This is a genomic window from Amycolatopsis kentuckyensis (assembly GCF_041679295.1).
GTDB classification, from domain to species: domain Bacteria; phylum Actinomycetota; class Actinomycetes; order Mycobacteriales; family Pseudonocardiaceae; genus Amycolatopsis; species Amycolatopsis kentuckyensis_A.
In genome coordinates this window covers 779,010-792,192 of record NZ_JBGDMD010000005.1, presented here as the reverse complement: position 1 = coordinate 792,192, position 13,183 = coordinate 779,010, and the positions used below count along the sequence as shown (strand labels likewise).

12 protein-coding genes and 1 tRNA gene are annotated in these 13,183 nt (G+C 70.4%); 9 read left to right on the top strand and 4 right to left on the bottom strand.

What is annotated here, in order from left to right; genetic code table 11:
• Nucleotides 1–90: 90 nt before the first annotated feature.
• Nucleotides 91–164: transfer RNA gene (locus tag ACERZO_RS24535), tRNA-Leu, on the bottom strand.
• 173 nt (nucleotides 165–337) lie between these two features.
• On the opposite strand from ACERZO_RS24535, the gene ACERZO_RS24530 reads away from it, so the two are divergent.
• The 3 genes from ACERZO_RS24530 to ACERZO_RS24520 are packed head-to-tail and all read left to right on the top strand — an operon-like array spanning nucleotide 338 to nucleotide 2,466.
• Nucleotides 338–940: an ANTAR domain-containing response regulator gene (locus tag ACERZO_RS24530; RefSeq protein WP_372667078.1), complete on the top strand. Its 603-nt coding sequence runs from the start codon at nucleotides 338–340 to the stop codon at nucleotides 938–940.
• Between the two features lie 34 nt (nucleotides 941–974).
• Nucleotides 975–1,496, top strand: coding sequence for a hypothetical protein (locus ACERZO_RS24525; protein ID WP_372667077.1), 522 nt, complete (start codon nucleotides 975–977; stop codon nucleotides 1,494–1,496).
• 31 nt (nucleotides 1,497–1,527) lie between these two features.
• Entirely contained in the window at nucleotides 1,528–2,466 is a 939-nt protein-coding gene (locus tag ACERZO_RS24520; protein WP_372667075.1) for a hypothetical protein, read from the top strand.
• 69 nt (nucleotides 2,467–2,535) lie between these two features.
• Here ACERZO_RS24520 and ACERZO_RS24515 read toward each other — a convergent pair whose 3' ends face one another.
• Together ACERZO_RS24515 and ACERZO_RS24510 are read right to left on the bottom strand one after the other, a co-directional pair.
• Complete coding sequence (locus ACERZO_RS24515) at nucleotides 2,536–4,899, bottom strand: penicillin acylase family protein (protein ID WP_372667074.1); 2,364 nt, start codon at nucleotides 4,897–4,899, stop codon at nucleotides 2,536–2,538.
• Nucleotides 4,900–4,990: 91 nt separating this feature from the next.
• Nucleotides 4,991–5,785, bottom strand: a complete 795-nt coding sequence (locus ACERZO_RS24510) for a GntR family transcriptional regulator (protein WP_372667073.1) — start codon at nucleotides 5,783–5,785, stop codon at nucleotides 4,991–4,993.
• A gap of 119 nt (nucleotides 5,786–5,904) precedes the next feature.
• Here ACERZO_RS24510 and ACERZO_RS24505 point away from each other — a divergent pair, with 119 nt between their 5' ends.
• The 3 genes from ACERZO_RS24505 to ACERZO_RS24495 are packed head-to-tail and all read left to right on the top strand — an operon-like array spanning nucleotide 5,905 to nucleotide 8,708.
• Nucleotides 5,905–6,774, top strand: a complete 870-nt coding sequence (locus tag ACERZO_RS24505) for a Cgl0159 family (beta/alpha)8-fold protein (RefSeq protein WP_372667072.1) — start codon at nucleotides 5,905–5,907, stop codon at nucleotides 6,772–6,774.
• A 41-nt stretch (nucleotides 6,775–6,815) separates the two neighbouring features.
• The gene (locus ACERZO_RS24500) at nucleotides 6,816–8,309 is read left to right on the top strand and encodes a CoA-acylating methylmalonate-semialdehyde dehydrogenase (RefSeq protein ID WP_372667071.1); all 1,494 of its coding nucleotides are present in this window, start codon (nucleotides 6,816–6,818) and stop codon (nucleotides 8,307–8,309) included.
• Between the two features lie 39 nt (nucleotides 8,310–8,348).
• Nucleotides 8,349–8,708 (top strand): hypothetical protein, encoded by a 360-nt coding sequence (locus ACERZO_RS24495; protein ID WP_372667070.1) that lies wholly within the window; start codon nucleotides 8,349–8,351, stop codon nucleotides 8,706–8,708.
• Here ACERZO_RS24495 and ACERZO_RS24490 read toward each other — a convergent pair.
• The gene (locus ACERZO_RS24490) at nucleotides 8,705–9,271 is read right to left on the bottom strand and encodes a TetR/AcrR family transcriptional regulator (protein WP_372667068.1); all 567 of its coding nucleotides are present in this window, start codon (nucleotides 9,269–9,271) and stop codon (nucleotides 8,705–8,707) included. The genes ACERZO_RS24495 and ACERZO_RS24490 overlap by 4 nt on opposite strands.
• 206 nt (nucleotides 9,272–9,477) lie before the next feature.
• Between ACERZO_RS24490 and ACERZO_RS24485 the strand changes: the two genes are divergently transcribed.
• Genes ACERZO_RS24485 through ACERZO_RS24475 form a run of 3 tightly spaced genes read left to right on the top strand, consistent with a single transcriptional unit; the run spans nucleotide 9,478 to nucleotide 13,050 of the window.
• Nucleotides 9,478–9,930, top strand: a complete 453-nt coding sequence (locus ACERZO_RS24485; protein WP_372667066.1) for a (2Fe-2S)-binding protein — start codon at nucleotides 9,478–9,480, stop codon at nucleotides 9,928–9,930.
• Entirely contained in the window at nucleotides 9,917–10,879 is a 963-nt protein-coding gene (locus ACERZO_RS24480; RefSeq protein ID WP_372667065.1) for an FAD binding domain-containing protein, read from the top strand. Before ACERZO_RS24485 ends, ACERZO_RS24480 begins: the two co-directional genes overlap by 14 nt.
• Complete coding sequence (locus ACERZO_RS24475) at nucleotides 10,876–13,050, top strand: xanthine dehydrogenase family protein molybdopterin-binding subunit (RefSeq protein ID WP_372667064.1); 2,175 nt, start codon at nucleotides 10,876–10,878, stop codon at nucleotides 13,048–13,050. The genes ACERZO_RS24480 and ACERZO_RS24475 overlap by 4 nt, the downstream gene beginning before the upstream one ends.
• The last annotated feature ends 133 nt before the right edge of the window (nucleotides 13,051–13,183 follow it).

The following is a 13,183-nucleotide window of genomic DNA, read 5'->3' as shown; positions in this document are numbered from 1 at the left end:
CTTTCTCATGCGGATCGAGCCGAAGCTCGACCGGCTCGGCGACGCGCAGCAAGACGGAACGAAGGGCCGGATTCGGCTGGTCAAATGGGGTGCCCCCGGTGAGATTCGAACTCACACTGGACGGGTTTTGAATCCGTTGCCTCTGCCAGTTGGGCTACGGGGGCGTGCCGTCGTAACCCTACGGGATCACCGAACCCGGCCAGTGACCGGCCCCGGGGTGTCGCGCCCGCCACTTCGTGGTGAACGCCATCTCTTCTTCTGGATCGTTCCCGGTAGGCTTCAGGTTCGCGGGAAGCCGCGAGACCCCCCGTCCCGCCGAGTCTTCAGGAGGACCCCGGTGACCGATCAGGCTACCGAGGCCATCGTGCCGCAGCGTCGGGTGCTCGTCGCGGAGGACGAGGCACTCATCCGGCTGGACCTCGTCGAAATGCTGCGTGAAGAGGGCTATGAAGTGGTCGGGGAGGCCGGGGATGGCGAGCAGGCCATCTCGCTGGCCACCGACCTGAAGCCCGACCTCGTGATCCTCGACGTCAAGATGCCCAAGCTCGACGGCATCGAGGCCGCCGCCAAGATCACCGGGGACCGGATCGCCCCCGTGGTCATCCTCACGGCCTTCAGCCAGCGTGACCTCGTCGAACGCGCCCGGGATGCCGGGACGATGGCCTACCTCGTCAAGCCCTTCGCCAAGCGGGACCTCGTGCCGGCGATCGAGCTCGCCGTCAGCCGGTTCTCCGAGCTGCAGGCCCTCGAGGCCGAGGTCGCCGGGCTCACCGACCGGCTCGAGACGCGGAAGGTCATCGACCGCGCCAAGGGCCTGCTCATGAGCCGGCAGGGCCTCACCGAGCCCGACGCCTTCCGCTGGATCCAGCGCACCGCCATGGACCGCCGGACCACCATGAAGGCCGTCGCCGAGGCCGTCGTCGAGAGCATCGGAAGCTAGCCCTGACCGACGGCCGGCGGGCAGAATCACGAACGTGAAACTGCTGCCGGCCGTCGTCGCCCTCATGCTGCTGTCCGGATGCGAAGCCGCCCCGAGCACGCCCGCGCCGACCACCTACGAGCTGCCGCCGCGGCAGGTCCGGCCCGACGAGACCGCCCTCAAGCAGGCGCCCGCCAAGAACGGCGACACCGAGTTCGACCTCATCGGCCTCGCCGCCGGGCTGCCCAGCATCACCGGGAGCCACACCGAGTTCCCCGCCAAGGGGCAGTTCGTACGGCTGCGGCTGGTCGTCACCAACACCGGTACCTCGAGCGTCCTGTTCGACACGAAACGGCAGCTGCTCGTCGACGACCAGGGCACCACCCACCCGCCGGAAGAGCAGGCGATGCTGATCAAGCGCCAGCCCGGCCAGTTCGACCTCGGGCACGGCGTGCGCGTCGAGTTCGACCTCTACTGGGACATCCCCAAGGACCGGAAGCCGGTCGCGATCCGAGCCTTCGGCGGGCCCACGATCACCGACATGAAGAACCTCACCGGCACCGACATCAAGCTGTGAACGCCGGCCACCCGGCAAACGAGGGGGACCCATGGGGACGAGACCCGGCAAGCTTCCCGAATTCCCGCTGCTGAAGGAAATCTGGAGTTCGACGCCGAAGCCGCTGCGTCGAGCAGCGGCGACGATGGCTGCCGTCGGCGCGATCTTCCTGACCCTGGGGGTCATCGGAGACGCGCAGGGGTGGTTTTCACCCACTCCGTTCTCGGCAGGCATCCTGTCCAGTGCGACGATCGCACTGTTCGGGTTTCCGCTGGTCCTGGTTTTCCTGCAGTGGCTCACCAGCCTGCAGAGCAGGGCGCTACGAGAGCGTTCGATCGTTCGCCTGAGGGCCGGCTTCGCGGCGAAGTTCCAGGCAACGGTCCTGTCGCCGGTGAAGACCGGAATGGTCGACGACCTCGAAGTGCTGAAGGAGCCGTGCAAAGAAGTCACGGACTCCTGGGCGGCACTGGACGGTGTCCTCGGTGAGCTGTACAAGGTGAACATGGACGCGTCGAACGGCAGGATGGCTTCGAACCAGCCCTATGACGACAGCGATCTCGCACGGTCCGCCAAAGAGCTGATGAAGCAGTACGCGGCGGCGTTGCAAACCGCGTCCAACGCTGCCGGGAAAGTCCTGGAACCACCCATCGAGAACTGGCGGACGCGCCTGGAAACCCAATGGGAAACGATGGCGTCCGGCCTGCGGAGCGAGTCGTTGATGATCGGCGCCGAGTGGATCCCGGCGGAACTCGAATCCGGCTTGGAAAGCCTGCTGAACACCGTCCGGCTCGACCGGATCTACCAGCCGTACGACGTGAGCCAGACCGTCGACACCATCCGAGAGCTGATGGACAAGCCGCTCACCAGAGAAACCTCCTCGAAGCTGGAAAGCCGGATATATCCACTTCCCGACATGGAAACCCACATCGAGAACTTCAAATCGCTGGCGCGCCGAACCGCCACGATTGTCGAACTGCTCTCGAAGGCCTAGATCGCGCCGCTTTCCGCGCGTGAGAACGGCCCCTGACCAAGGCTGTCAGGGGCCGTTCTCGTCCGGCGGCTACGCGGCCGGTTCCAACCGGATCCGGACGTCGAGGTTCCGCTCGACCTCGCTGCGGCTGTACAGCAACGGGAACGAGCCACCCGAAGCCCAGAGACCGTTCAAATCGCTGTAGTGCGGACTCCGCGGATCACCCGACTGCCCCGGGGCGTTGATCGCCGCCGAGCCGTTCCAGTTGCCCACGTCCAGCGCCATCTTGAACGTCGCGCCGATGATCTGCTGGTACGTCAGCGGGTGGAAGAACGACGGGTGGATCGTGTGGTACGAACCGCCGACCGGAGTGGGGCCCACGTTCGGGCCGCCCGCGGGGTGGACGAACTCCTGGTAGTGCAGCGAACCCCAGTGCCACGTCGACGTGTCCGTACCGAGCTTGGCCGCCACGTCGCGGAACGCCAGGGGCAGCGTGTCCAGGATCAGCTTGTCGCGGACCGCCGCGCCGTCCGGACCGAGCCAGCCGGCCGGGTCCTTGAACGAGGCGATCACCAGGCTGAAGTCGGGGTTGATGGTTTGCACCAGCGCGTCCGCCGCGGCCTTCGGGAGCACCGCGTGCGCCCACGCCCAGTGCAGGTACTTCATGATCCACGTCTCGAACAGCGCCGCCCCCGGGGAATCCACCGACGCCACGCCGTCGTAACCCCGGAGCAGCGAAAGCGCTTGCGCCGTGTCCGGGTCCGATGAGGACAGACCGCGCACGAAGTCGAGGATCTGGGTGGCCACCAGCGACTTCTCGTCCTTCTGCAGCGCGAGCGAGTCGGCGACCGTCGCGCGCGGGGTGGACTTGATCAGCTCGTCGATGCGCTGCTTGCGGTACGGCAGCTGCCATTCGTAGTTGGACACCACCGGCCAGCCCGGCGGGATGTTGAAGTCGTTGGCCGAGGCGAAGAACCCGGACGCCGGGTTGTACTGCCCCGGCAGCTCGCTGTTGGCGTAGAAGCCGTTCCAGTCGTAGCGCCCGTCGCCGGGAACGGGCAGCAGGCCGTCGTAGCCGTCTCCCGTGCGGCGCGGCGTCAGGCCCGCCGGGACGTAGCCGATGTTGCCGCGCACGTCGGCGTAGGCCAGGTTCGAGCCCGGCGTGCCCCAGTTCCGCATGCCCGCGGTGAACTCGCCGAAGTTCGTCGCGCGCTGGTAGTTCAGGCTGCCCAGGTACGCCGAGCTGCCCGGCTGCGTCCACGCCGTGCGGACCGCGAACGCCCGGTGCGCCGCCGCGTCGACCTTGACGACCGGGCCGTGCCGGGTGAAGGACAGCGCCCCGGCGACCGGCGTGCCGCCGCGGACCGGGATGGGTTCCGTCACCGTGGTCATCTTTTCCCAGCCGGTGCCGTAGCGGTAGCGGGTGGGGTCGTTCGGGTCGAGTTCGTAGACGTAGAGGTCGGTCTGGTCGATCGGCAGGTTGGTCAGGCCGAACGCGATGTTTTCGTTGTGCCCGATGGCGATCCCCGGGTTCCACGGCTCGCCCGCGCCGGCGAGGTTCAGCCCCGGCGCCGACAGCTGCGCGACGTACCGGCCCGAGGGCAGCGCGTCTGCGCCGCGGTGCGGGTCGTTGGCCAGGATCGGCCGGCCCGACGCGGTCCGGCCCGGCCCGATCGTCCAGGCGTTGCTGCCGGACGTCGCGTCGGCGATGTCCTTGGTCTGGAAGCCGCTGCCGGTGAAGTTCACCGCGGCGGTCGCGAGGTTGTACACCTTGAGCACGTCGTCCGGCACCGAGCACGGGTCGAGCCCCTCCGGCACCGCCGCCTCGTGCGCCGGGTAGAGGGCGCGGAAGTAGCGGCTCGCGCCGGGACCGGCCGAGCAGACCAGCTTCGCGCGGGCGACCTCCCACATCAGGTTCTCCCCGATGGCGTGCGTGCGGATCCGCACGACGTCCTGCGGGCGCCACCGAGCGGGCTGGTAGCCGAGCCTGGCGAACTCCGGCGGGACCGCGGACGGGTTGCGGCCCAACCAGTCGACGTAGGAGTTGATGCCCTCGGCGAACCGGGTGGCGGCCAGCTTGCCCTCCGGACCGTAGGACGCCCACTCGGCGTCCATGTCGCCGCGGTAGAGGAACAGCCGGGCGGCCCGATCCTGCTCCACATAGGACGGACCGAGCACCTCGCTGAGCGTGCCGAGACCGCGGCGGCGCCAGGTGTCGATCTGGAACAGGCGGTCGCGGGCGATGTTGAAGCCCTGGGCGAAGAAGAGGTCACTGGCGTCGGCCGCGTAGATGTGCGGCACGCCCCACTTGTCGACGAGCAGCTCGGCCGGCCGGTGCAGGCCGGCGACCGCGTACTTCGGGCCGGTCACCGCCGCCACGGCCGGGACGGGCGCCAGGCAGAGCACGACCAGGGCGAGGATCAGGCCGCGCAGGGCCGGCCGGCGTGTGGCCATGGTGATCTCCTCGTTCGGGGCTGGGGATCGGGGTGGCCGTTCGAGTTCTACCCGCCGCCGGCGCGGGTCCACGAGCCCCTTAGGGGTGCGCTCAGGCGCCGTTCGTCAGCGACAGGTTGAACGAGTAGCGCGACGCCCGGTAGACGTGCCAGCCGTACTCGACCACGCGGCCCGAATCGTCGTACGTCGTGCGCTGCATCGTCAGCAGGGCCGCGCCCGGCTCCTCGCCCAGCAGCTCCGCGTCCTCCTCGGACGCCAGCCGGGCGCCGATGTTCTGCTCCGCCGCGTGCAGGCGCACTCCCGCCGAGCGCAACAGCTGGTAGAGACCTCGTTCGCGCAGTTCGTCGTCCGTCGGGTCGATGACGCCGTCGGGCAGGTAGTTGTTCATCAGCGCCAGCGGCTCGCCGTCGGTGGAGCGGATGCGGGTCAGCCGCCGCACGCGGGTCAGGCCCGGCGCCTCGAGCAGCTCGGCCACCTCGGCGTCGGCCTCCTTGACGCCGTTGGCCAGCACCACCGACTCCGGCCTGCCGCCGAGCCCGGCGAGGTCGTCGAACAGGCTGCTCAGCCGCAGCGGCCGCGCCACCTTCGTCCGGACGACCTGCGTGCCGACGCCGCGGCGCCGCACGAGCAGGCCCTGGTTGACCAGCGTCTGGATCGCCTGGCGGAGGGTCGGCCGGGACAGCCGCAGGCTCGCCGCCAGGTCCACCTCGTTGCCCAGCCGGGCCCCCGCCGGGAGCCGGCCGTCCTCGATCGCGTGCTGCAGCTGCCGGGAGACCTGGAAGTACAGCGGCTCGGGGCTGCCCGGGTCCAGCACGATCTCCCGGCCGGGGTCCCAGGCCGGGGGGAACGTCACGTCCACGCGGGACGACGGCGGCGGGGTGCTCATCGCCGGCAGCCTACCGCCATCGAGTCATCAGTAGGGATGACCTGATGTCCATATGTCTTGACAAAGTCGCATCGGCGCTGGCAGTGTCGATCACGCACCGGCCGAAGAGGAGGGCAACTGTGACCGACGTGGTGCGGCGTCTCGTCGCCAAACGGGTGCGCGACCCGGAAGCGATCGCCGACGCGGCCGCGAACCGGGTTCAGGCCGAATCGCCCTTCAACGACAAGGGCCGGACGATGATCATCGCCGCGGACCATCCCGCCCGCGGCGCCAACGCCGTGGGCGGCAACCCGTCGGCCATGGCCGACCGGGGTGAGCTGCTGGAACGGCTGTGCCTCGCCCTGGAACGCCCCGGCGTGACCGGCGTGCTGGCCACCGCGGACGTCATCGACGACCTGCTGCTGCTCGGCGTCCTGGACGGCAAGACCGTCATCGGGTCGATGAACCGCACCGGGCTGGCCGGGTCGAGCTTCGAGATCGACGACCGGTTCGCCTGCTACGACGCCGAAGCGATCGAACGGATGCGGTTCGACGGCGGCAAGACGCTCACCCGGATCTGCCTGGACGACCCGGCCACGCCGAGCGTCCTGGAAAACACCGCGAAAGCGATCAACGACCTCGCCGACCGCAAGCTGATCGCGATGGTCGAACCGTTCCTCTCGGTCTGGACCGACGGGCGGCTCAAGAACGACCTCTCCCCCGACGCCGTCAGCACGTCGATCACCATCGCCGCCGCGCTCGGCCGGTCGTCGGCCTACACCTGGCTCAAGCTGCCCGTGGTCGACGACATGGAACGCGTGCTCGCGTCCTCGACGCTGCCGGCCGTGCTGCTCGGCGGCGAAGTCAAGGATCCGGACGCGGCGTTCGCCGCCTGGCAGCGCGCCCTGACCCAGCCGACCGTCCAGGGTCTCGTGGTCGGGCGGTCCCTGCTCTACCCGCACGACGGCGACGTCGCCAAGGCCGTCGACACCGCGGTGGGGCTGCTGTGAACCCCGCACCCCAGCTCAGCGCCACTACCCGGAGGAGCACCGTGCACACCATCGACCACTGGATCAACGGCACCGCCACGTCCGCGGGCTCCACCCGCACGGCGCCGGTCTTCGACCCGGCGACCGGGCAGCGGCAGGCCGAGGTCCTCCTCGCCGAAGCGTCCGATGTGGACACCGCGGTCGCGGCCGCGGGCAAGGCCTTCGAGTCGTGGGGCAACTCCTCGCTGTCCCAGCGCACCAAGGTGATGTTCGCCTTCCGCGAGCTGCTGGTGAAGCACGAGGACGAGCTCGCGCGGATCATCTCCGGCGAGCACGGCAAGGTCGTCGACGACGCCCGCGGCGAGATCGTGCGCGGCCGCGAAGTCGTCGAGTACGCCTGCGGCATCGCCGACGCGCTCAAAGGCAGCTTCTCCGACCAGGTCTCGCACGACGTCGACGTGCACGACTTCCGGCAGCCCCTCGGCGTGGTCGCCGGGATCACGCCGTTCAACTTCCCGATCATGGTGCCGCTGTGGATGCACCCGATCGCCATCGCCACCGGCAACACGTTCGTCCTCAAGCCCAGCGAACGCGACCCGTCCGCGTCGAACTTCGTCGCGCGGCTGTACGCCGAGGCCGGCCTGCCCGACGGCGTGTTCAACGTCGTGCACGGCGACAAGACCGCGGTCGACGCACTCCTCGACCACCCGGACGTCGCGGCGGTGTCGTTCGTCGGCTCGACCCCCATCGCCCGGTACGTCCACGAGCGCGGAACGGCGTCCGGCAAACGCGTCCAGGCCCTCGGCGGGGCGAAGAACCACGCGGTCGTCCTGCCCGACGCCGACCTGGAGTACGCGGCCGACCACCTGACGGCGGCCGCGTTCGGCTCGGCCGGGCAGCGGTGCATGGCGATCTCGGTCGGCGTGGCCGTCGGCGCGGCCGGCGACCGGCTCGTCGAGATCCTCGAGCGCAAGGCCCGCGAGGTGAAGGTCGGCCCCGGCTCGGACCCGGCCAGCGACATGGGCCCGGTCGTCACCGAGGCCGCCCGCGAGCGCGTGGTGAACGCCGTCGCGCGCGGCAGCGAGCAAGGTGCTTCGGTCGTGGTCGACGGCCGCGGCCTGAAGGTCGAGGGGCGCGAGGAGGGCTTCTTCGTCGGACCGTCCCTGCTGGACCACGTCACGACCGACATGGACGCCTACCGGGAGGAGATCTTCGGCCCGGTACTGGCCGTCGTGCGCGCGGAGACCGTGGACGAAGCCATCGCGATCATCAACGCCAACCCGTACGGCAACGGCACCGCGATCTTCACCGGGAGCGGCGAGGCGGCGCGGAAGTTCCAACGCGAGGTCAAGGTCGGCATGATCGGCGTCAACGTGCCGATCCCGGTCCCGATGTCGTACTACTCCTTCGGCGGCTGGAAGGACTCCCTCATCGGCGACAGCCCCATCCACGGCCCCGAGGGCGTCCGCTTCTACACCCGCGCCAAGGTGGTCACGACGCGGTGGCCGCACACGAGCGCGTCCGCGGCGGCCTTCACCTTCCCCACCTCGAGCTAACCGGAACACCTGCCTCCGGTTTTTGGTATCGTGGCCGCCATGGGTTACCGAGGTCCCCTTCCGAAGAACACCGTCGACCGCGTCAACAACTGCGTCGGCTCGCTCCGGACGTCGCCGCGGTGGGGGCGGCTCGTCCGGCGGCACCTCACCCAGGTCACCTACACGGGCCGGCGGTCGGGGCGCACCTTCAGCACCCCCGTCGGCTACCGGCGGGCGGGCGAGGTCGTCACCATCGGCGTCCGGCTGCCCGACGCGAAGTCGTGGTGGCGCAACTTCACCGGTGACGGCGGTCCGCTGACCCTCGAGCTCGACGACACCGAGCGCACCGGCCACGCCGTGGCCCGGCGCGACGACAAGGGCCGGGTCACGGTGACCGTCCGGCTGGACCAAGCCGGCTAGCGGGCCATCCCGTGCCAGAGCAGGTCGGCCAGGCCCGCGGCTTCGCCGCGCCAGTCGCCGGCCGGGTCGAGCAGCAGCAGGCCCGCCAGGCCGCGCAGCACCACGACCGGTTCGAGGTCCGGCCGGACCGTGCCGGCCGCCGCGTTCGCTTCGAGCAGCTCCGCCATCGCGCCGATCATCGCTTCGTAGGCGCTCGCCGGCAGCTCACCGCGGGACGCCGTCGCGCGGCGCAACGCATCGGCGAGTCCCTTCTTCGTCATCATGTAGTGCGCCAGGTGGTCGGTGACCCACACCCGGAACGCCTCGGCCGGGCCGTGCTTCTCCAGCAGCACCGGCACGATGTCGACGATGTGCCGCACCTCGCGCTGGTAGACCGCGAGGATCAGCGACTCCGGCGTCGGGAAGTGGCGGTACACCGTGCCGACGCCGACCTCGGCCTGCTTCGCGATGGCGTTGAACGAGACCTCGCCCGTCCGGGCCAGCGACTCCCCGGCCACGACGAGGATTCGCTCGTGGTTGCGCCGGGTGTCCGCGCGCCGGGGGCTGACCGATCCCGTCGTCATCGTCCCTCCCGTCCCGTTCCAGTGCGAAGCGCCGTCCGCCGAATCTAACCCAGACCTGGAGCAACTCCAGCGTGACCACTTCGTTGCGAAGCGGATTGTAATCCGCTAGCCTCGCGACCGGGTGAAGCGGATGACTATCCGCTCCCCTTGTTCGCCGCCACCACCACCGTCGGGTACCGATCCGGACGAGCTGCGGAAAGAGACCAGTGGACATCTCACTCGAAGTGAACGGCAGTACCGAACACCTGGACGTCGATCCCGGCGTCACACTCCTCGACGCACTGCGCGAACGCCTGGACGTCACCGGCCCGAAGAAGGGCTGCGACCGCGGCCAGTGCGGTGCCTGCACCGTGCACGTGGGCGGCCGGCCCGTGCTCTCGTGCCTGACGCTCGCCGCCACCGTGCGGGAGCCGGTGACCACCGTCGAAGGACTGTCCACAGAGGACAAGCTGCACCCCGTGCAGCAGGCCTTCGTGGACCAGGACGCCCTGCAGTGCGGGTTCTGCACCGCCGGGCAGATCATGTCGGCGGTCGCCGCCGTCGAGCAGGACGTCGAAGACGTGCGGGAGTTCATGTCCGGCAACCTCTGCCGGTGCGCGGCCTACCCGAACATCGTCAAGGCGGTCGACCAGGCGAGGCGGGCCGATGCGTCCCTTTGAGCTGACCGCCCCCACCACCGTCGAAGACGCGCTCGCGACGTCCGGCACCTTCCTGGCCGGCGGCACGACGCTGATCGACCTCATGAAGCTCGACGTCCTCACGCCGCAGCACGTCCTGGACATCAACCAGGTCCCGCTCCGCGGCATCGACACGAGCGACGGCCTGCGCTTCGGCGCGCTGGAGCGGATGAGCGCCATCGCCGCGCACCCGCAGGTGTACCCGGCGATCTCGCGCGCGCTGCTGCTGAGCGCGTCGCAGCAGATCCGGAACATGGCCAGCATCGGCGGGAACCTGCTGCAGCGTACCCGCTGCTCGTACTTCCGCGACGTCGCGATGCCGTGCAACAAGCGCGAGCCCGGCAGCGGCTGCTCCGCGATCGAGGGTGCCAACCGGATGCACGCCATCCTCGGCACCAGCGACTCCTGCGTCGCGACGCACGCCAGTGACGTCGCCGTCGCCCTCGTCGCGCTCGACGCCCGCGTGAAGCTGGCCGACGCCGAAGGCACCCGCGAAGTGGCGCTGCGCGACTTCTACCAGACGCCCGGCGAAACCCCGGCGCTGGAGAACGACCTGCGGCCCGGCGAGCTGATCACCGAGGTGGTCGTGCCGCGGCTGGACTGGGCGGCGAACTCCACCTACGTCAAGGTGCGCGACCGGCAGTCCTACGAGTTCGCGCTGTGCTCGGCCGCGGTCGCGCTGGACGTCCGCGACGGCGTCATCGCCGACGCGCGGGTCGCGGCCGGCGGCGTCGGCACCGTGCCGTGGCACCTGCCCGCCGTCGAGGACGCCCTGCGCGGCGCCCCGGCGACGCAGGCGTCGTTCGAAGCCGCCGCGGCCGTCGCCGCCGACGGTGCCCGGCCCTTGCGGGACAACGCCTTCAAGGTGCCGCTGCTCAAGCGGACCATCGTCCGCGCGCTGCTCGAACTGACCGAGGGGAGCTCCCGATGATCACCCGGCTGGACGCGCCGCTGAAGGTCACCGGCGAGGCCAAGTACGGCGCCGACCACGCCTTTTCCGGCATGGTCTACGGCTACGTCCTGCTCAGCACGATCGCGCACGGCGAGATCGAGGCCGTGGACGCCACCGCGGCGAAGAGCGCACCCGGCGTGCTCGAGGTCTACACGCCGTTCGACCCGCTGACCCTGCAGACCCCGAGCATGCCGCCCTTCGGCGAGACGTGGGTTCCGCTGCAGAACAAGGAAGTCACCTACTACGGCCAGCCGATCGGCTTCGTCGTCGCGGAGACGTTCGAGCAGGCCCGGGACGCCGCGAGCCTCGTCGCGGTCACCTACCGCGAGCGGCCCGCCCGGACCTCGCTCGCCGAACACCTCGACTCGGCCGAACCCGCGCCCCCGGCCATGGACGGCGCACCGCCGGAGATCGAGGTGCTCGAAGACGGCGTCGAATCCTTCGATGCCGCCCTGGCCGCGAGCCCGGTGGTCGTCGAGGCGACCTACACGACCGCGACGCAGAACCACGCCGCGATGGAGCCGCACTCCGCGGTCGCGGTGTGGGACGACGGCGAACTGACCGTCTACAGCGGGAACCAGGCGTCGAACATGCAGGCGGCGGAAGTCTCCATGGCCCTCGAGCTGGCGCCGGAGGCCGTCCACGCGATCAACCCGTTCGTCGGCGGCGCGTTCGGCGGCAAGGGCCGGACGTCCACACCGGCGTTCCTGGCCGCGGCGGCGGCCCGCGCCCTCGGCCGGCCGGTGAAGGCCGCGCTCACCCGCGAACAGGTCTTCACCGCCACCGCCGGCCGGGCCGCGACAGTGCAGAAGCTCACGCTCGGCGCCGAGCCGGACGGCACCCTGGTGGCCCTGCGCCACGACTCGTGGTGCCACACCGACACCGCCCGGTCGTTCGTCGAACCGACGTCGCACGGCACCTCGCGCGAGTGGTACGCCACGAAGAACCTGTCCATCTCCCAGAAGATCGTGCCGCTGAACGTCCCGCCGACGACGTTCATGCGGGCTCCCGGCGAGGCACCCGGGTCGTTCGCGCTGGAGAGCGCGGTCGACGAGCTCGCCGTGAAGCTGGGCATGGACCCGATCGAGCTGCGTGTCCGCAACAACTCGACCGCCCCGCCCGGCCACGACCTGCAGTGGTCGAGCAAGCACCTCGACGAGTGCTTCCGCGTCGGCGCGGACCGCTTCGGCTGGGCGCACCGCCCGGCGGGCTCGCGCACCGACGGCGACTGGCTCGTCGGCATGGGCGTGGCCACCGCGGTGTTCCCCGCCCTGCGGTTCCCGGCCACCGTCGGCATCACGCTGCGGGCGGACGACACCGCCGTCGTCGCGACGAGCGGCGCGGACCCCGGCACCGGCCTGCTCACCGTGCTCTCCCTGGTGGGCGCCGAATCGCTGGACATCCCGGCGGACCGGATCACCCCGCGCCTCGGCGACTCGGCCCTCCCGCCGGGCGGCATGTCCGGCGGCTCGACGGCGACGGCGAGCGCCGGCACGGCGATCATGCTCGCCGCCACCAAGGCGATCGACGAACTGACCGCGCTCGCCGCCGACCCCGGCGCGCCGTTCGCCGGGCGGGAGGTCACCTACGCCGACGGCCGCGTCTTCGCCGACGGCGAGTCGATGTCCTTCGGCGAGCTGCTGCGGACCGTGGGACGCGAATCGCTCGAGGTGACCGGCACGTCGGCACCCGGGGAGGAGCTGACCAAACACTCCTTCGCCTCGTGGGGCGCCCAGTTCGTCGAGGTCCGGGTGCACAAGTGGACGCGCGAGGCCCGCGTGTCGCGGATGCTCGGCGTCTTCGACGCGGGCCGGATCATCAACGACAAGGCGGCCCGCAGCCAGATCATGGGCGGCATGATCTGGGGTGTCTCGGCGGCGCTGCACGAGGGCCTGGAGATCGAGGCGAACGGCCGGCTCGCCAACGGCGACTTCGCGAGCTACCTGCTCCCGGTCAACGCCGACATCCCGGAGGTCGACGTCCAGTTCGTCGAGTACCCGGACACGCTGCACAACGCGGTCGGCGCGCGCGGGCTCGGCGAGATCGGCACGGTCGGCATGGCCGCGGCGGTCGCCAACGCCGTGTACAACGCCACCGGCATCCGGGTCCGGCACATCCCGATCACCATCGAAGATCTGCTCGAAGACTGACCGGCCGCGCCGGTGCGTTCGGCCAGGTGGCCGAACGCACCGGCGCCGTTATCCATCCGCGACAACTCCCGCGACGGTTCGCCCATGACGGCGGCCCGTCCCCGGTCCTAGGCTGTCGGGCACTCTCCCCGAT

Excerpts from the sequence above, each read along its gene's own strand:
- ACERZO_RS24520 (WP_372667075.1), top strand. The coding sequence starts at position 1,528 with ATGGGGACGAGACCCGGCAAGCTTCCCGAATTCCCGCTGCTGAAGGAA.
- ACERZO_RS24515 (WP_372667074.1), bottom strand. The coding sequence starts at position 4,899 with ATGGCCACACGCCGGCCGGCCCTGCGCGGCCTGATCCTCGCCCTGGTC.
- ACERZO_RS24510 (WP_372667073.1), bottom strand. The coding sequence starts at position 5,785 with ATGAGCACCCCGCCGCCGTCGTCCCGCGTGGACGTGACGTTCCCCCCG.
- ACERZO_RS24495 (WP_372667070.1), top strand. The coding sequence starts at position 8,349 with ATGGGTTACCGAGGTCCCCTTCCGAAGAACACCGTCGACCGCGTCAAC.
- ACERZO_RS24490 (WP_372667068.1), bottom strand. The coding sequence starts at position 9,271 with ATGACGACGGGATCGGTCAGCCCCCGGCGCGCGGACACCCGGCGCAAC.
- ACERZO_RS24480 (WP_372667065.1), top strand. The coding sequence starts at position 9,917 with ATGCGTCCCTTTGAGCTGACCGCCCCCACCACCGTCGAAGACGCGCTC.
- ACERZO_RS24475 (WP_372667064.1), top strand. The coding sequence starts at position 10,876 with ATGATCACCCGGCTGGACGCGCCGCTGAAGGTCACCGGCGAGGCCAAG.